The 16,661-nt window shown below is 69.4% G+C and carries 17 protein-coding genes and 1 pseudogene; 14 read left to right on the top strand and 4 right to left on the bottom strand.

Annotated features, from left to right (window positions below):
• Positions 1 to 36: 36 nt before the first annotated feature.
• The 11 genes from VGE49_RS11490 to VGE49_RS11440 are packed head-to-tail and all read left to right on the top strand — an operon-like array spanning position 37 to position 7,743.
• Positions 37 to 318: an STAS domain-containing protein gene (locus VGE49_RS11490; RefSeq protein ID WP_331034684.1), complete on the top strand. Its 282-nt coding sequence runs from the start codon at positions 37 to 39 to the stop codon at positions 316 to 318.
• Positions 315 to 680 (top strand): response regulator, encoded by a 366-nt coding sequence (locus VGE49_RS11485; protein ID WP_292084257.1) that lies wholly within the window; start codon positions 315 to 317, stop codon positions 678 to 680. The genes VGE49_RS11490 and VGE49_RS11485 overlap by 4 nt, the downstream gene beginning before the upstream one ends.
• A 19-nt stretch (positions 681 to 699) precedes the next feature.
• On the top strand, positions 700 to 2,991 hold the full coding sequence (locus tag VGE49_RS11480; protein WP_331034683.1) for a chemotaxis protein CheA: 2,292 nt from the start codon (positions 700 to 702) through the stop codon (positions 2,989 to 2,991).
• Positions 2,992 to 2,996: 5 nt separating this feature from the next.
• Positions 2,997 to 3,470: a chemotaxis protein CheW gene (locus tag VGE49_RS11475; protein ID WP_331033500.1), complete on the top strand. Its 474-nt coding sequence runs from the start codon at positions 2,997 to 2,999 to the stop codon at positions 3,468 to 3,470.
• The gene (locus tag VGE49_RS11470; RefSeq protein ID WP_331034682.1) at positions 3,467 to 4,333 is read left to right on the top strand and encodes a CheR family methyltransferase; all 867 of its coding nucleotides are present in this window, start codon (positions 3,467 to 3,469) and stop codon (positions 4,331 to 4,333) included. The genes VGE49_RS11475 and VGE49_RS11470 overlap by 4 nt, the downstream gene beginning before the upstream one ends.
• Positions 4,334 to 4,338: 5 nt before the next feature.
• Positions 4,339 to 5,373 (top strand): protein-glutamate methylesterase/protein-glutamine glutaminase, encoded by a 1,035-nt coding sequence (locus tag VGE49_RS11465; protein WP_331034687.1) that lies wholly within the window; start codon positions 4,339 to 4,341, stop codon positions 5,371 to 5,373.
• An 11-nt stretch (positions 5,374 to 5,384) separates the two neighbouring features.
• Positions 5,385 to 5,774, top strand: a complete 390-nt coding sequence (locus VGE49_RS11460; protein WP_331034681.1) for a response regulator — start codon at positions 5,385 to 5,387, stop codon at positions 5,772 to 5,774.
• A complete protein-coding gene (locus tag VGE49_RS11455) occupies positions 5,771 to 6,316 on the top strand; it encodes a chemotaxis protein CheD (protein ID WP_331034680.1) in 546 nt (181 codons plus the stop codon). Before VGE49_RS11460 ends, VGE49_RS11455 begins: the two co-directional genes overlap by 4 nt.
• Positions 6,316 to 6,678: a hypothetical protein gene (locus VGE49_RS11450; protein ID WP_331034679.1), complete on the top strand. Its 363-nt coding sequence runs from the start codon at positions 6,316 to 6,318 to the stop codon at positions 6,676 to 6,678. The genes VGE49_RS11455 and VGE49_RS11450 overlap by 1 nt, the downstream gene beginning before the upstream one ends.
• A gap of 4 nt (positions 6,679 to 6,682) precedes the next feature.
• Positions 6,683 to 7,273, top strand: coding sequence for a response regulator (locus tag VGE49_RS11445; RefSeq protein ID WP_331034678.1), 591 nt, complete (start codon positions 6,683 to 6,685; stop codon positions 7,271 to 7,273).
• On the top strand, positions 7,270 to 7,743 hold the full coding sequence (locus VGE49_RS11440; protein WP_331034677.1) for a chemotaxis protein CheE: 474 nt from the start codon (positions 7,270 to 7,272) through the stop codon (positions 7,741 to 7,743). The genes VGE49_RS11445 and VGE49_RS11440 overlap by 4 nt, the downstream gene beginning before the upstream one ends.
• Positions 7,744 to 7,774: 31 nt before the next feature.
• Here VGE49_RS11440 and VGE49_RS11435 read toward each other — a convergent pair whose 3' ends face one another.
• Genes VGE49_RS11435 through VGE49_RS11425 form a run of 3 tightly spaced genes read right to left on the bottom strand, consistent with a single transcriptional unit; the run spans position 7,775 to position 12,465 of the window.
• Positions 7,775 to 9,157 carry a D-amino acid dehydrogenase gene (locus tag VGE49_RS11435; RefSeq protein WP_331034686.1) on the bottom strand — a complete coding sequence of 461 codons (1,383 nt, stop codon included), beginning with the start codon at positions 9,155 to 9,157 and terminating at the stop codon, positions 7,775 to 7,777.
• A 21-nt stretch (positions 9,158 to 9,178) separates the two neighbouring features.
• Positions 9,179 to 10,795 (bottom strand): alpha-amylase family glycosyl hydrolase, encoded by a 1,617-nt coding sequence (locus tag VGE49_RS11430; protein ID WP_331034676.1) that lies wholly within the window; start codon positions 10,793 to 10,795, stop codon positions 9,179 to 9,181.
• Positions 10,796 to 10,797: 2 nt separating this feature from the next.
• Positions 10,798 to 12,465, bottom strand: coding sequence for an MFS transporter (locus tag VGE49_RS11425; RefSeq protein ID WP_331034675.1), 1,668 nt, complete (start codon positions 12,463 to 12,465; stop codon positions 10,798 to 10,800).
• A gap of 222 nt (positions 12,466 to 12,687) precedes the next feature.
• Here VGE49_RS11425 and trhO point away from each other — a divergent pair, with 222 nt between their 5' ends.
• Together trhO and VGE49_RS11415 are read left to right on the top strand one after the other, a co-directional pair.
• Positions 12,688 to 13,638, top strand: a complete 951-nt coding sequence (trhO, locus tag VGE49_RS11420) for an oxygen-dependent tRNA uridine(34) hydroxylase TrhO (RefSeq protein WP_331034674.1) — start codon at positions 12,688 to 12,690, stop codon at positions 13,636 to 13,638.
• A gap of 187 nt (positions 13,639 to 13,825) precedes the next feature.
• Entirely contained in the window at positions 13,826 to 15,445 is a 1,620-nt protein-coding gene (locus tag VGE49_RS11415) for an acyl-CoA dehydrogenase family protein (protein ID WP_331034673.1), read from the top strand.
• A gap of 48 nt (positions 15,446 to 15,493) precedes the next feature.
• On the opposite strand, the gene VGE49_RS11410 is transcribed toward VGE49_RS11415, so the two are convergent.
• Complete coding sequence (locus VGE49_RS11410; RefSeq protein WP_414643645.1) at positions 15,494 to 16,066, bottom strand: OmpA family protein; 573 nt, start codon at positions 16,064 to 16,066, stop codon at positions 15,494 to 15,496.
• 296 nt (positions 16,067 to 16,362) lie between these two features.
• Between VGE49_RS11410 and VGE49_RS11405 the strand changes: the two are divergent.
• A pseudogene (locus tag VGE49_RS11405) lies at positions 16,363 to 16,661 on the top strand (hypothetical protein); the annotation flags it as partial.

Below are 16,661 nucleotides of genomic sequence, written 5' to 3'. Positions count from 1 at the left end.
GGCGCAGCCGGTTGAAGACGGATGGGAAGAGTTCTGATGTCGGCGGCCCTTTCGCTACCGGCGGTGCTTGACCTGCGCGCAGCCGAGCCCCTGAAGGCGCAACTCCTGGCCGTTCGCGGCCAGGAGACCACCCTGGACGGTTCGGCCGTCGAGCGTCTGGGCGGCCTCTGCCTTCAGGTCCTGCTGTCGGCGCTGGCCACCTGGCGCGCCGACGGTCAGGCCTTGACCTTCATCAATGTTTCCGAGGCCCTGGCCTCGCAATGGAGCGCCTTCGGGGCCTCCGCCGCGGACCTCGCTCCGCAAGGACAACTCGCGTGACCAAGACCATTCTGACCGTCGATGATTCCCGCACCATGCGGGACATGCTGATGCTGGCGCTGAAAGACGCCGGCTATCGCGTGGTTCAGGCCGAGGACGGGATCCACGGTCTGGAGGTGCTGCGGGCCGAAAACCCTGACATCGTCATCACCGACATCAACATGCCCCGCATGGACGGCTTCGGCTTCATCGAGGGCATGCGCGCCGACCCCAACCACAAGGCCACCCCGGTTCTGGTCCTGACCACCGAAAGCGACGCCGCCAAGAAGCAGCGTGCCCGCGAGGCCGGGGCCACCGGCTGGATCGTCAAACCCTTCGACCCGGCCAAGCTGATCGACGCCGTCCGTCGCGTCGCGGCCTGAGAGGACTGAGGATTACAAGATGAGCGACGATCCGTTCGAGGCCATCAAGGTCACCTTCTTCCAGGAGTGCAACGAACTGCTGGGCGATCTGGAAGCCAATCTGCTGGCGCTGGAGACTGGCGAAGGCGACATCGAGACGATCAACGCCGTCTTCCGCGCCGTTCACTCGGTCAAGGGCGGGGCAGGGGCCTTCGGCCTGGAAGACCTGGTGCGCTTCGCCCACGTCTTCGAGACCCTGATGGACGAGCTGCGCTCGGGCCGTAAGGAGTGCGACGACGTCACGGTCAAGACCCTGCTGCGCGCTTCCGACGTCCTGGCCGACCACATCGCTGCGGCGCAGGGAACCGGCGCACCGGTGGACGCCGCGCGCTCGGCCGGTCTGGTCGCCGAACTGGAAATCCTGACCCACGGCGTCGCCGCCTCGGTCGCCCCGGCGGCGGCCGCCGCTGTCGAGGACGAAGACGACTTCGGCTTCACGCCCCTGACGCTCGACCTGGCCGACTTCGGCGCCCCGACCGAGCTGCCGTCGCTCGACCTGCCTTCGCTTGATCTGCCGGACCTGGCCGCGCCGAGCGCCGCCGGCTGGCGCATCGTCTTCCGCCCGCACCCTCGCCTCTACGCCAGCGCCAACGACGTCAGCCTGCTGCTGCGCGAACTGACGCGGCTGGGCCAGACCTCGGTCGAGCTGGACGCCAGCGGCCTGCCGTCGCTGGAGGCGCTGGACGCCGAGGACGCCCACCTGATCTGGACCATCGTCCTGACCGGCGACGTGGCCGAGGCGGCCGTGCGCGACGTCTTCGACTTCGTCGAGATGGACTGCGACCTGAGCATCACCGCCCTGGGCGGCGCCCAGTCCCCGGTCGAGGCCTCGCTGCCGCCGCTGCCGGTTCTGGACGCGCCCCCCGCCGAGCCCGAGATCGACATCGCCGCCCTGCTGGCCAAGGCCGCCGCGCCGGTCGAGCCCGCCGTTCCGGCTGAGGTTCTCGCGCCGGTCGTCGCCGCAGCCCCGGTTCCGGCCCCGGCGCCTGCGCCCATCGCCGCCGCGCCCAAGCCGATCGCGCCCGCCGCTCCGGCCTCCGTCGCTGCGTCCTCGGCCCCCGCCGCCGTCGCCCCGGTGACGATCCGCGTCGACCTCGACCGGGTCGATCGCCTGATCAACGTGGTCGGCGAACTGGTCATCCAGCAGGCCATGCTCGCCCAGCGCGTGATGGAGAGCGGCCTGGCCCGTTCGTCCGACATCGCCCTGGGTCTGGAAGACCTGGAGCTGCTGACGCGCGACATCCAGGACAGCGTCATGGCCATCCGCGCCCAGCCGGTGAAGTCGGTGTTCCAGCGCATGCCGCGTCTGGTCCGCGAAGTCGCCGAAATGACCGGCAAGCGCGTGCGTCTGGTCACGTCGGGCGAGGACACCGAGGTCGACAAGACCGTGGTCGAACGTCTGGCGGAGCCCATCACCCACATGCTGCGCAACGCCATCGACCACGGGCTGGAAAGCGCCGAGGAGCGCGAGGCCGCCGGCAAGCCCGCCGAGGGCACGGTCCGTCTGGCCGCCCTGCACCGCTCGGGCCGCATCGTCATCGAGATCGCGGACGACGGCAAAGGCATCAACCGCCCCCGCGTGCGCGGCATCGCCGTCGATCGTGGCCTGATCGCCGAGGACGCCGTCCTGACCGACGACGAGGTCGATAATCTGATCTTCTTGCCCGGGTTCTCGACCGCCGAGACCATCACGGACGTCTCGGGCCGCGGCGTCGGCATGGACGTGGTCAAGCGTTCGATCCAGGCCCTCGGCGGCCGCATCTCGATCAGCTCGGTTCCGGGCAAGGGCTCGACCTTCACCCTCAGCCTGCCGCTGACCCTGGCGGTGCTGGACGGCATGGTGGTGTCCGCCGCCGAACAGACCCTGGTGGCCCCCCTGTCGGCCATCGTCGAGAGCCTGACCCCGAACGTCGAGGACATCCACCACGTCGGCGGCCATGACGCCGTGATCCGCTTCCGCGAAGAGTTCGTGCCCATGGTGGACGTGGCCCGCGTCATGGGCTTCCGCGACGACGCCACGCCCCTGATGGGCGGCGTGGTCATGATCGTCGAGACCGAGGCCGGCTCGCGCGCCGCCCTGCTGGTCGACGCCATCAACGGCCAGCGCCAGGTGGTGATCAAGAGCCTGGAAACCAACTACCGCCACGTCGACGGCGTTTCCGCCGCCACCATTCTGGGCGACGGCAGCGTCGCCCTGATCCTCGACATCGACGCCCTGGTCATCGCCGGGCGCCGCAAATCCAATCGTCCTGAACTGAAGATGGCGAGCTGAGACCCATGACCGAAGTCACCTCCAACGTCACCGGCGCCGACCGTGAACTGATCGCCTTCCGCATCGGCGAGCAGGAATTCTGCGTCGACATCATGAATGTCCGCGAGATCCGCGGCTGGACCCCGGCGACGCCCCTGCCGCGCTCGCCGTCCTACATGAAGGGCGTGATCAACCTGCGCGGCATCGTCCTGCCGATCATCGACCTGGGCGCCCGCTTCGGCCTGGCCACGGCCGAGCCGACCGCGCGTCACGTCATCATGGTGGCCCATGTCGGCAACCGTCTGGTCGGCCTGCTGGTCGATGCGGTGTCGGACATCGTGCAGCTGACGGACTCGACCATCCAGCCGACGCCCGACGTCGCCAGCGACCACGTGAAGACCTTCGTGAAGGGCATCTTCGCCGTCGAGGGCGGGCGCATGATCAGCCTGATCGACCTGGAGCACGTCCTGCCGGCCGAAAGCGAAGCCGAAGCCGCATGACCACCGCCGCCGGGCGCACGTCCCTGGTCGAAGGCGAGTTCGTCTTCACCGCCGAGGATTTCCGCCACATCGCCCAGACCCTGCACGCCCACGCCGGCATCGCCCTGAGCGAAGGCAAGGCCGCCCTGGTCTATTCGCGCCTGGCCAAGCGGCTGCGCCTGCTGGGTCTGCGCAGCTTCCGCGACTACTGCGCCCTGATCGAGGGCGTGGAGGGCGTCGACGAGCGCCAGGCCATGACCGCGGCCCTGACCACCAACGTCACCCGCTTCTATCGCGAGCCGCACCACTTCGATCACCTGCGCGATCACGTCATGCCGGAACTCGCGGCGCGGGCGCGGGCCGGCGGTCGGGTGCGGCTGTGGTCGGCGGCCTGTTCGAATGGACAGGAGCCCTATTCCATGGCCCTGACCGTGCTGGACGTCCTGCCGGAAGCGGCGGATCTGGACGTGCGCATCCTGGCCACCGACATCGACCCCAACATGGTGGCCGAGGGCGCGGCGGGGATCTATTCCGAGGAGCTGCTGTCGCCGGTCCCGGCGTCCGGTCGCAAGCATTTCGAGCCGCTGGCGGGCCGTCCCGGTCTGTTCAGCGCCGATGCGACCCTGCGCCGTCTGGTGTCGTTCCGCGAACTGAACCTGATCGGCGACTGGCCCATGCGCGGCAAGTTCGACGTCATCTTCTGCCGCAACGTGGTCATCTATTTCGACGACGCGACCCAGGAGATGGTCTGGAGCCGCTTCACCCCGATGATGACCCCTGGCGCCACCCTCTATATCGGTCATTCCGAGCGCGTCAGCGGCCCGGCCACGGCCCAGCTGCAGACCTGCGGCCTGACCGCCTACAAGCTGGGAGGTCGGGCGTGAGCCAGATTCCCGTGCGCGTCCTGGTCGTCGATGACAGCGCCACCATGCGCAGCCTGATCAGCGCCGTCCTGCGCCGCGATCCCGAGATATCGGTCGTCGGCACGGCCGCCGATCCGCTGGAGGCCCGCGCGGCGATCAAGGAACTGAACCCCGACGTCATCACCCTGGACGTCGAGATGCCCAACATGAACGGGCTGGAGTTCCTCGAGAAGATCATGCGCCTGCGGCCCATGCCGGTGGTCATGGTCTCGACCCTGACCCAGGCCGGGACCGACGTGACCCTGGCGGCGCTGGAGGTCGGGGCCGTGGACGCCGTGGCCAAGCCCGCGCCCGGCGTTCCCGCCCAGGAAGCCTTCGCCGACCTGGCCGACAAGGTGAAGATCGCCGCCCGTTCGCGCGTCCGTCCGCTGGAAACGCGCGAGGCGCGCGCCGTGGACGGCGCCTATCGCGCCGACCCCAACCACGTCCTGGCCATCGGCGCCTCGACCGGCGGGGTCGAGGCCCTGCTGAACATCCTGTCGGCCTTTCCGGTCAACTGCCCGGCGACGGTGGTGACGCAGCACATGCCCGCCACCTTCACCCGAAGCTTCGCCGCCCGTCTGGACAAGGCGTCCGGCGCCGCCGTCACAGAGGCCGTCGACGGCGCGCCCTTGGCGCCGGGTCACGTCTACATCGCCCCCGGCGGCGAGACCCATCTGGAGGTGTCGGGCGGGCGCTGCCGTCTGGTCGCCGCGGATCCGGTCAACGGCCACCGCCCGTCGGTGGACGTGCTGTTCCACTCGGTCGCCCGCCTGGGCCGCCCCATGACGGGGGTGATCCTGACGGGGATGGGCAAGGACGGGGCCAAGGGCTTGCTGGCCATGCGTCAGGCCGGCGCCCGGACCCTGGGTCAGGACGAGCAGTCCTGCGTCGTCTACGGCATGCCGCGCGCCGCCTTCGAGCTGGGCGCCGTGGAGCGCCAGCTGTCCCTGCCCCGTCTCGCCCCCGCCATTCTCGAACTGTGCGCCGCCGGTGCGGCCGCCTCCAAGCCTGTTGCGTAAGGACTGCCCCCATGCCTGCCGCCTCCGCCCTCAATGTCCTGGTCGTCGACGACCAACTGACCATGCGCTCCCTGGTCCGCAACAGCCTGCAGCAGATCGGCGTGCGCGAGATCTCCGAAGCCGCCGACGGCGAACTGGCGCTGCGCTCGATCATCACCAAGCCGGTGCATCTGGTCATTTCCGACTTCAACATGCCGAACCTGGACGGTCTGGGCCTGCTGCGCGCCATCCGCGCCCACCCGCCGACCTCCAAGACCGCCTTCATCATGCTGACTGGGCGCGCCGACCGCGAACTGGTGCAGCGCGCCGTGCAGTTCGGCGTGAACAACTATCTGGTCAAACCCTTCACCACCGCCCAGCTGAAAGAGAAGCTGGAAGGCGTGTTCGGCCCCCTGACATGATCCGCGCCGGCGACCAGCAAACAGCAGAGCGACGCATTCACGTCGGTCAGGGCGAGCACCAGGTGACGTCCGATCGTGATGTCGTGCTTTCGACCGTGCTCGGCAGCTGCGTCGCCATGTGCCTGCGCGATCCCGTGGCCGGGGTCGGCGGCATGAACCACTTTCTTCTGCCCGAAGGGGCAGGGGCGGGGACCGACGCCGGGCGCCGCTACGGCGCCTATGCCATGGAGCTGCTGATCAACGACGTGCTGAAGGCGGGCGGTCGTCGCGACCGGCTGGAAGCCAAGCTGTTCGGCGGCGGGCGGATGTTCGATTCGCTGAAGGACGTCGGCGCCTCCAACGCGGATTTCGCCGAGCGTTTTCTGGCCGACGAGGGGATTCCCGTCGTCGGCTCCAGCCTCAGGGGCGCCGGGGGGCGTCGACTGCATTACTGGCCGGTGACGGGTCGGGCGCTGCAACGCGGAGTCACGGACGCGGTCGCCCCGCGACCGACGCCGCCGCCTGCGCCGCCCGTCGACGCCGGCGCGCTGGAGCTGTTCTGATGAGCGACTATGACACCAAGGGGCTGCTGGCGGCGGTCGCGGCCGAACTGGCCGACATCCGCGCCGGCGTGGACGAGGCGGGCGGGCTGGTGTCCGAACTGCTGAAGCTGGCGCCGCCCGAGCAGCGCCTGTCCTTTCTGACGCGGACCCAGGCCTTCGACGTGCTGAGCCAGCGCGTCGACGCCCTGTCGGGGCTGGCCGAGGCCCTCGCCGCCGATCAGCCGATGGACACGGCCCTGGCCGCCCTGCCGCTGGCCGAGATGGCCGAGCGTCTGCGCGAGACCTCGCTGCGCGGCGCCCCCGTGCGCGCCGCCGAGCCGATCAGGCCCGCGCCCGCCGGCGACCTGTTGCTGTTCGACTGATCCGATGAGCGCCACCGACCGCGTCAATCTGGAGCAGTCGACGGTCCTGCTGATCGACGACACGCCGCAGGCGCTGGACATGCTCAGTTCGGTCTTCCACGGCTTCGGCGTCAAGGAGCAGATCAAGTGCGCCTCGGCGACGGAGGCCGTACGGGTGATCCAGCAGCGCGCCGTCGACCTGATCGTCATCGACTGCGCCGACTCCGCGATGGACAGCTACGCCTTCGCTCGCTGGCTGCGCCGCGAAACGCCCGCGCCGCTGCGCTTCATTCCGATCATCCTGCTGACCGGCCACGCCTCACAGTCCAAGGTGCGCGAGGGACGCGACTGCGGCGTCAGCTTCGTCGTCACCAAGCCCCTGACGCCGGCCGTGCTGCTGAAGCGCATCCTGTGGCTGGCCGGGGACGAGCGCGAGTTCGTGGAATGCGCGACCTATGTCGGTCCCGACCGGCGCGTGCGCAACTTCGGTCCGCCTCTGGGCGTGGCCGGACGCCGCCAGGACGACCTGTCCGCTCACGTCGGCGCCGCCGTCGAGGCCAATATGGACCAGTCCGACATCGACATGCTGATGAAGCCCCAACGGGTGGCCCTGTGAGCGTAGAAAAAGTGACCGAAGCCCGCACCCTGAAGATCAAGACCAGCCTGGCGCGCCAGATGGCCCAGCCGGGCGGCCGCACCATCGCCGACGTCGAGCGACGCGCCAACGAGCGGCTGGAGCGCCACCGCGACGACGTCATGACGACCATCGCCGGGACCATCACCGAGCTGGAGCTGGCCGCCGCCGCCGCCGCGCCCGGGACCGAGCCGCAGATCTACACGCTGGCCTCGTCGCTGCTGAATACGGCGGGATTCTTCGACACCGGCCCCCTTTATGACGCGGGTTACAGCCTGTGCGACGTGGCCGACCGGATGCAGACGAGCGGCGCCTGGAACTGGCCGACGGTCGGCGTCCACGTCCAGGCCATGCGGCTGATCCTGACGGCGGGCTGCAAGGCCGACGCCACGACCGACGCCCTGCTGCTGGGCCTGCGCTCGGTGGCGGCGAAGACAAGGCAGGACGGCTAGGTCCTTCTCCCTCAAGGGGAGAAGGAAGAATTCACCCGTATCGCGCGATGCCCAGGTCGGCCGTCTCGATGTCCGGGGTCTGGCCGCTGACGATGTCAGCGATGACGCGGGCCGAGCCGCAGGCCATGGTCCAGCCCAGCGTCCCGTGTCCGGTGTTCAGGAACAGGTTGTCGAACCTGGTCTTGCCGATCACCGGCGTGCCGTCCGGCGTCATCGGGCGCAGGCCGGACCAGTAGCTCGCCGCCTTCAGATCGCCCGCGCCGGGGAAGAGCGACCCCACTGAATGCTCCAGCGTGTTGCGACGCTGTTCCGGCAGGACGTTGTTGTAACCCGAGATCTCGGCCATGCCGCCGACGCGGATGCGGTCGCCCAGGCGGGTGATGGCCACCTTGTAGCTCTCGTCCATGATGGTCGAGACGGGGGCGGCGGGCTCGTTCACGATCGGGGCTGTGATCGAATAGCCCTTCACGGGATAGACCGGCAGGGTCAGGCCCAGCGGCTTGACCATCTGCGGCGAATAGGACCCCAGGGCCAGGACATAGGCGTCGGCGGTGATCACGCCCTTGTCCGTCTGGACGCCCGAGATGCGGCCCTTGTCGGTCGTCATGGCCTTGATGGCGGTGTCGTAGAGGAAGGTCACGCCCTGGCCCGCGGCCACGTCGCCGAGCGCATTGGTGAACTTGAAGCAGTCGCCGGTCTCGTCGTTCGGCAGGCGCAGGCCGCCGACGAACAGGTCGCGCGTGGCCTTCAGGCCCGGCTCGGCGCGGATGCAGCCGTCCTGATCCAGCACCTCGAACGGCACGCCGCCTTGGCGCAGGACCTCGGTGTCCTTGTAGATGCCGTCCAGCTGTTTCTGGGTGCGGAACAGCTGCAGCGTGCCCTGGGTGCGGTGGTCGTATTGCAGGCGCAGCTCTGCGTTCAACGCGGTCTGCACCTCCTGGCTGTAATCGGCCAGACGCACCATCCGCGCCTTGTTCAGCGCATAGCGGGCCGAGGTGCAGTTGCGCAGCAGGGCCAGCAGCCAGCGCACGGTCGCGACATTGACCTGAGGCTGCAAGATCAGCGGGGCGTGGCGCATGAACAGCCACTTCACCGCCTTGGCCGGGATGCCGGGCGCGGCCCAGGGCGAGGAATAGCCGGGCGAGATCTCGCCGGCGTTGGCGAAGCTGGTCTCCAGCGCCGGGCCGCTCTGGCGGTCGATCACCGTGACCTCGTGGCCGGCCTTGGCCAGATAGTGAGCCGTCGTCACCCCGATGACGCCGGCGCCCAGGACTGCGATCTTCATGGTCTTGACCCTACGCGAAGTTCCCCGCGCCGCTTCCCTAGACCAGTTTTTGCGTTTGTCGAGCGTTGGCGGGGCGTGTGCGCTGCAACATGGCGTGGGGTTGAAACGGTTGGGCGCGGATCGGGCCAGTCAGGAAGGGAAAATCCTCCCTCAGAGGGCCTGTTTGCGCAGCAGGACTCCGCCCAGCGGCGGCAGAGCTCCCGCCTCGCCGCTATAGACGGCGTCGATAACGGTATAGCCCTCGGGCGGCGCCCAGGCCTGCGTCTCATGACCGAGATTGAACGCCGCCAGCAGGGTCTCGCCGTCGCCCTCACGGATGAAGCTCAGCACCGGCTCGGTTGTCAGCACCCTCATCGTCCCGGCCCGCAGCGCCGGATGGGCGCGGCGCAGGGCCAGGAGGCGGCGCGTGGCGTTCAGCATCGAGGTCGGGTCGGGGTTCTGGACGTCGACGGCCAGCGCCGGGTGGCGGGCGTCGATCGGCAGCCAGGGCTCGACCGTCGAAAACCCGGCGAAGGGAGCGTCCGCGCTCCACGGCATCGGCGTGCGGGCGCCGTCGCGGCCCAGGGTCTGCGGCCAGTTGGCGACGGCTTCGGGATCGACCAGCCGCTCGAACGGCACCTCGCCCTGGGGCAGGCCCAGCTCCTCGCCGTAATAAACGAAGACATTGCCGCGCAGACAAACCAGCAGCAGCATCAGCATCTCGGCGAGCGCCCGCTCGTCGCGGCCCTCGGCCCAACGCGACACGGCGCGCGGCGCGTCGTGGTTGGAGAAGGTCCAGGACGGCCAGCCCTCGCCGGCATGGCCGGGCCACATCTCGGCGCCCGCCTTGACCAGATCCGCCGTCAGCCGCTCGGCGTAGAGGTAGAGGAAGCCATAGGCGCTGTTCAGGCGGCCTTCGGCGGTGAAGGCCTTCATCTCGCGCGCGGCGTGGTCGCCCCCGACCTCGGCCACGGTGAAGCGGTTGTCGTAACGGTCGATCAGCGCCCGCAGGCGCTCCAGGAAGGGCGGGATGTCGGGCGACGACTGGTTGTGGATCTTGTCCTGAAAGTCGAAGGGCCGGGTGCGCTTGCCGCCCGGCGGCAACGCAGGATTGTCCCGCAAACCCGGGTCGCCGATCATGAAGTTGATCGCATCCAGACGAAAGCCGTCGACCCCGCGATCCAGCCAGAACCGGCCGACCGCCAGCAGGGCCTCCTGCACCGCCGAATGGCGGCCGTTCAACTGCGGCTGCTGGGGCAGGAAGTTGTGCTGGTAATACTGGCCGCGCCGCGCGTCCCAGGTCCAGCCCGGCCCGCCGAAGACGGACTGCCAGTTGTTGGGCGGCGATCCGTCCGCCTCGGCGTCGGCCCAGACATACCAGTCGGCGAAGGCGTTGCTCCGGTCCTGACGGCTGGCCTGGAACCACGGATGCTGGTCCGAGGTGTGCGACCAGACCTGATCGAGGATGACCTTCAGCCCCAGCCCATGCGCCTTGGCCAGCAGGGCGTCGAAATCGGCCAGGGTCCCGAACACCGGATCGACGTCGCAGTAGTCCGCGACGTCGTAGCCGAAGTCCCTCATCGGCGAGGGATAGAAGGGCGAGATCCACACCGCGTCCACGCCCAGCGAGGCCAAGTGATCCAGATGGGCCGTGATCCCCTGCAGGTCGCCGATCCCGTCGCCAGTCGTGTCGGCGAAACTGCGCGGATAGACCTGATAGATCACCGCCCCGCGCCACCACTGCCGATGCGGTTCAGAACCAGGCGAGGGGATGGGCGACGAGGTCATGCTCAGGACGAACGCGTCGGATCGGTCAGGGGTTCGCCGTAGTGGCGCTCGCCGTGCAGGTTGGCGGCCAGGGGGGCGGTGGTGCGCTCGATCAGGCGGTGAACCACGGGTTTGTCCGGGCCCTGATGCAGGGCGTAGATCCGCTGCGAGATGTCGGCGTCGGCCTGGGTGATGCGCTGGTTGTGGCGGACGTAATCCAGCCAGGTCGGGGTCTGGTATTTCTCGACCCAGACGTCCGGCTCGGCCAGGTCGCGCATCAGGCGCCATTGGCGCGCGCCGTCGCGGCGGCGGACGCGGCGGCGCTCGTCCATCACGGCCAGAAAGGCGTCGATGTCCTCCTCGCGGATGCGATAGGCGATGGAGACGATCACGGGGCCGCTGCGCGGTTCGATCGGCAACCGGGTCTGCGGCTCGGTCCAGCGCCGCAGCAGGTCCATGTTCAGGTTGGCGGTCGAGGGCAGGGGCACCCTGAGGCCGATCAGGACGCACAGGACCAGCACCCCCGCCGACAGGCCGAGCGCCGTGTCCAGGCCCTGCGTCTGGGCCAGCGACCCCCACAGCCAGCTGCCGCCCGCCATGCCGCCGAAGGCCGCCATCTGATAGAGGGCCAGGGCGCGCGCCACGACCCAGCGCGGCACCGACATCTGCACCGTGACGTTGAAGCTGGACAGGGTCAGCACCCAGCCCGCCCCCGCGATCATCAGGGCCGGCAGGGTCAGGGTCAGCCAGGGACTGTAGCCGACGACGACGGCGGCGACGGCGAAGGCCAGGGTGGCGGCGCGCACCACGGTCTCGGTCTCGTACCTGGCCCTCAGCCGACCGACGAACAGGGCGCCGCCCACCGCCCCGACGCCGAAGGCGCCGAGCAGCAGGCCGAAGGCCAGAGGCCCGCCGCCGCCCTCGCGCGCCACCAGGGGCATCAGGGCCTGAACCGCGCTGGCCCCGACGCCGAAGACCACGGCGCGCAGCAGCACCGCCGTCACCCGCGGCGACAGGAAGGCGTAGCGCAGGCCCCCCGCCATGGCCGCCAGCAGACCCTCGCGCGGCAGGGTCGGCTTGGGCCGCTCGGGCTTCCAGCGGAACAGGACGACCAGCAGGCCCAGATAGCTGACGGCGTTGACCGCAAAGGCCGCCGCCGCCCCCGCCGCCGCCACGATCAGACCGCCGATGGCCGGGCCGACGCTGCGAGCCAGGTTGAAGCCCATGGAGTTCAGGGTCACGGCCCCGGCCAGATCCTCGCGCGGGACCATGTCGCCGACCGAGGCCTGCCAGGCCGGGCCGTTGAAGGCCGTGCCGCAGCCGAGCAGGAAGGTGAAGGTCAGCAGCACCCAGGGCGTGATCCAGCCCACATAGGTCATGGCCGCCAGACCGGCGGAAACCAGCAGCATGAAGCTCTGGGCCGCCAGCATGATCCTGCGCCGGTCCACCGTGTCGGCCAGGGCTCCCGCCGCCAGCGACAGCAGCATGATGGGCAGGGTGACGGAGGCCTGGACCAGGGCCACCATCTGGGCCGAGGCGATGGAGGACATCATCCAGGCGGCGCCGACCGACTGGATCAGGCCCCCGAAATTAGTCACCAGGCTGGTGATCCAGACGGCGCGGAAGACCGGATGGTTCAGCGGGGCCAGAGCGCCGGAGTGCGCGCGCGGCGCGGTCTCGGGGGCGGTCATGAAGCGGACCGGCTGGAACGGAACATCAGGATGGCGGCGCCCGATCGGTGACTGCGGGTTGATGCCCTACTGCACCCCTTTGGCGTCGGCTTGGCAAGGCGAGGCGACGACTTTCGCCCGCTTCATCATGACTTCGCCGAAAACGGCGGCGATGACGCGCCGGACCGCAGCCCCTATAGAGGCCGCTTCCTTTCGTCGACTTCCGCCGGGACCGCTTCCCTGATGTCTGAACCTGCTTCGCCCGTCTGCGTCGCCGCCCTCTATCGCTTTGCGCCGATCAGGGATCGCGAGGCCGTGCGGGCGCGTCTGCTGGACCTGTGCGGCGACGAGGTGCGCGGCACGCTTCTGGTGGCGCACGAGGGGCTGAACGGCACCATCGCCGGACCCGAGGCCGCCGTCGTCCGCGTGGTGGACGGGGTGCGCGCCCTGCCGGGCTTCGAGCGGCTGGAGCTGAAATACTCGACCGCCGAGGCCATGCCGTTTCACCGCATGAAGGTGCGGCTGAAGGCCGAGATCGTCACCATGGGCGTGACCGACATCGATCCGGTCGAGGGCGTCGGCGCCTATGTCTCGCCCCAGGACTGGAACGCCCTGATCGCCGATCCCGACACCATCGTCATCGACACCCGCAACGACTACGAGGTCGAGGTCGGAGTGTTCGAGGGCGCCATCCAGCCCAATACGCGGACGTTCCGCGAGTTTCCCGACTGGTTCCGGACCGAGGGCCGGGCCCTGCTGGATCGGCCCAACCCGCCCAAGGTCGCCATGTATTGCACCGGCGGCATCCGCTGCGAAAAGGCCACCGCCTTCCTCAAGGCCGAGGGCGTCGAACAGGTTTTCCACCTGGAAGGCGGCATCCTGAAATACCTGGAAACCATCCCCGAGCCCGAGAGCCTGTGGCGCGGCGACTGCTTCGTCTTCGACGAGCGCGTGGCGGTCGGTCACGGCCTGAAACAGGGCGACCACAGCCTGTGCCGCGGCTGCCGCATGCCGGTCAGCCCCGAGGCCCGCCTGTCGCCCCTCTATGTCGAAGGCGTCTGCTGCGACCGCTGTCACGACACGCGCACGGACGAACAGCGCGAAGGCTATGCCGAGCGGCAGAAGCAGATGGAGATCGCCGCCCGGCTGGGCATCGAGCACGTCGGGGCGGGGCCGAAGCGGGCGGACCCCTAAAGCTCCGTCATCCCGGCCGGAGCCTCTCGCAGAGAGGCGCAGAGCCGGGACCGCCCAAGGCGCAGACCGTGGTGCTTCTGGCGGTCCCGGATAGCCCTGCGGGCTTCCGGGATGACGGTGCAAGGCGATGAGGCGCTCCTCGCTGGACTGTGTTTAGGTGTCGGTTCTCTGAGAACGGAGCCCGCCCATGTCGTCCTTCCGTCCCGTCGCCGATCTGGACACCCATGAGGTGACCAACCAGCCGCCGTCGCTGGAGGACGTCAACCTGTTCACCGGCGACCGAGCCTTGCTCGACGCCGTGCGCCGCGCGGGCGGCTCGCAGCATGAGGCGCGGCTGTCGGCCCTGGGCGCGCGCTGCGGTTCGGCCGAGGTCATCGACTGGGGCGTGCAGGCCAATCGCGTGCCGCCGGTCCTGGACACCCATGACCGCTACGGCCGCCGCATAGACGAGGTGACGTTTCATCCGGCCTACCATCAACTGATGCAAGTCGGGCTGGAGGCGGGGCTGGCCTCCGCCGCCTGGGGCGGGACGCCCAACGGCCACGTCCTGCACGCGGCGATCCTGTTCCTGACCGGGCAGGCGGATTCGGGGACCAGCTGTCCCATGACCATGACCTACGCCTCGGTTCCGGCCCTGACGGTCGAGCCGGACGTTGGCGCCTTCTGGATCGAGAAGGTCAGGGCGGGCCGTTACGATCCCGCCGTCCGCCCCGCCGCCGACAAGGCGGGCGTCACCCTCGGCATGGCCATGACCGAGAAACAGGGCGGATCCGACGTGCGCGCTAACGCCACCCGCGCCGAGCCGACGGGCGAGGGCAGCTGGTATCGCCTGACGGGGCACAAGTGGTTCTGCTCGGCCCCCATGTCTGACGCCTTCCTGACCCTGGCCCAGGCGCCGGGCGGCCTGACCTGTTTCCTGCTGCCGCGCTGGCTGCCCGACGGGACGCGCAACGCAGGCTTCCGGGTCATGCGGCTGAAGGACAAGATGGGCGACCGTTCCAACGCCTCGTCCGAGGTCGAATACCACGGCGCCCTGGCCCAGAGGATTGGCGAGGAGGGGCGGGGCGTGGCGACCATCATCCGCATGGTCCAGCACACGCGGCTGGACTGCGTGATCGGCTCGGCCCAGCAGATGCGCGGGGCCCTGGCCCAGGCGATCTGGCACGCCGCTCACCGCACCGCCTTCCAGAAGCGGCTGATCGACCAGCCGATGATGGCGGCGGTCCTGACCGATCTGGCGCTCGAGAGCGAGGCGGCGACGGCCCTGTCGATGCATCTGGCCGGGACCTTCGATCGCGACGACCCGGTGGGACGGCTGCTGACGCCGATCGCCAAATACCAGGTCTGCAAGCGGGCGCCGGGGATGATCTATGAGACGATGGAGAGCCTGGGCGGGGCGGGCTACGTCGAGACCGGCCCTATGCCGCGGCTGTTCCGCCAGTCGCCGCTGAACGCCATCTGGGAGGGCTCGGGCAATGTCATCGCCCTGGACGTGCTGCGCGCGGTCGGGCGCGAGCCGGAGGCGGTCGAGGCCCTGCGCGGCTTTCTCGACGCGGCGCGCGGGCGGGACGGCGTCTATGACCGCTGGCTGGGCGGGCTGGACTTCGCCCCGTCGTCGGAGGCGGCGGCCCGCCTGTCGATCGAGCGGTTGGCGCTGGCGGCGCAGGCCGCCGTCCTGCTGTCAGGCGACAGCCCTCTCGCGGAGGCCTTCTGTCGTTTGCGCCTGGAGCCGCGCGGCGCGGCCTACGGCGCCTTCGACGCCGCCGTCGATGCGCGGGCGATCCTGGATCGGGCGTCGCCCGCCTGACCTGAAAAGAACAGGCGGCGGCTCGCTCGCGCGAACCGCCGCCGCTGATCAGCTGAGGACGACGATCGCCACGCGGCGATTCTGCGCCCGGCCTTCGCGGGTGTTGTTCGGCGCGACCGGCTTGGTCTCGCCATAGGAGATGGTGGCCATGCGGTTCAGGGCGATGCCCTGATCGCTGAGGTAACGACGCACGGCCTCGGCGCGCGCCTGACCCAGCTGCTCGTTGTGACGCACGTCGCCGGCCGCATCGGTGTGGCCCTGGATTTCCAGATAGACGTTGCGGTTTTCGCTCTTGAGGCGCTGGACCAGTTCGGCCAGGCGCTGCTCGGCCTCGGGCGAAAGGGCGTCGCGGTTGACCGGGAACTTCACCGAGTCGTCCGACAGCACCACTTCAAAGAGGAACTTGCCTTCAGCCAGTTTGTGCGCGGCGTTGGCCCGAGCCAAGGCTTCGCCGGCGGTGCCTTCGACCTGGGTCAGATGGGAGTCGACCTGGGTCACGCGGTTGTCGACCACCGCAACATTGTCACGCACGAAACGATGGCTCGCACACCCGCTTGCGGTCAGTCCTACCAGCGCCACCACTGCACTGGCCGCGACCGCCTTAGATGTCAGTTTGATCAAGTTGAGTCTCCTTCGTGCCGGGGCGCTACTCCGGGGATTGCGCGACGCTGCACCCGCAGATGCAGGGAACGGCGCTCCAAAGACGCGCAACAATGGACATGGTTTCAGCTTAACCGTATAAAAATCTGAGAAATCGATGGTTTTAATCGCTGGGGCGTATTCAAGGCGCGGCGCCATGATGCTGACGCGAGGCGGTGGTTTCGAGGCGGCGGCTTCTTTATCCTGAGGCCTCGCGCCGGGATGCTCATGGTTTCCGATCTCATCTTGTCTGGGGCAGCCCTGAAGGACCTCGCCGCTTGAGCGGCGGGGCGCAGAAGGCGCGGCGGCGGGCGCTGACCGTGGTCGCCAGCGTCGGCGCTCACCTAGCGGTGCTGGCGGCCATCCTGCTGGCCCCGGCCAAGACGCCGGTCTATCCGCCCGAGGCCGAGCCGATCGAGGTCATGCTGGTCGAACCGTCGCCGCCCTCGCCGACGCCTTCGCCCGACGAAGGGGGCGGAGGATCGCCCGCTCCGGCGCCGACGCCGGCCCCCGCGCCGACCCCGTCGCCCGCCAAGGCCCCGGCCAAGGCCGAGCGCGCCGCGCCGACCCGGCCTTC

Source organism: Brevundimonas sp. (genome assembly GCF_036405315.1).
GTDB lineage: Bacteria > Pseudomonadota > Alphaproteobacteria > Caulobacterales > Caulobacteraceae > Brevundimonas.
Note: the sequence above shows the minus strand (reverse complement) of the source record. Positions and strands in the feature narration are given on the sequence as shown.

Coding starts and splice junctions, on each gene's coding strand:
- VGE49_RS11490 (WP_331034684.1), top strand. CDS start 37: ATGTCGGCGGCCCTTTCGCTACCGGCGGTGCTTGACCTGCGCGCAGCC.
- VGE49_RS11480 (WP_331034683.1), top strand. CDS start 700: ATGAGCGACGATCCGTTCGAGGCCATCAAGGTCACCTTCTTCCAGGAG.
- VGE49_RS11475 (WP_331033500.1), top strand. CDS start 2,997: ATGACCGAAGTCACCTCCAACGTCACCGGCGCCGACCGTGAACTGATC.
- VGE49_RS11470 (WP_331034682.1), top strand. CDS start 3,467: ATGACCACCGCCGCCGGGCGCACGTCCCTGGTCGAAGGCGAGTTCGTC.
- VGE49_RS11460 (WP_331034681.1), top strand. CDS start 5,385: ATGCCTGCCGCCTCCGCCCTCAATGTCCTGGTCGTCGACGACCAACTG.
- VGE49_RS11455 (WP_331034680.1), top strand. CDS start 5,771: ATGATCCGCGCCGGCGACCAGCAAACAGCAGAGCGACGCATTCACGTC.
- VGE49_RS11450 (WP_331034679.1), top strand. CDS start 6,316: ATGAGCGACTATGACACCAAGGGGCTGCTGGCGGCGGTCGCGGCCGAA.
- VGE49_RS11445 (WP_331034678.1), top strand. CDS start 6,683: ATGAGCGCCACCGACCGCGTCAATCTGGAGCAGTCGACGGTCCTGCTG.
- VGE49_RS11430 (WP_331034676.1), bottom strand. CDS start 10,795: ATGACCTCGTCGCCCATCCCCTCGCCTGGTTCTGAACCGCATCGGCAG.
- VGE49_RS11425 (WP_331034675.1), bottom strand. CDS start 12,465: ATGACCGCCCCCGAGACCGCGCCGCGCGCGCACTCCGGCGCTCTGGCC.
- trhO (WP_331034674.1), top strand. CDS start 12,688: ATGTCTGAACCTGCTTCGCCCGTCTGCGTCGCCGCCCTCTATCGCTTT.
- VGE49_RS11415 (WP_331034673.1), top strand. CDS start 13,826: ATGTCGTCCTTCCGTCCCGTCGCCGATCTGGACACCCATGAGGTGACC.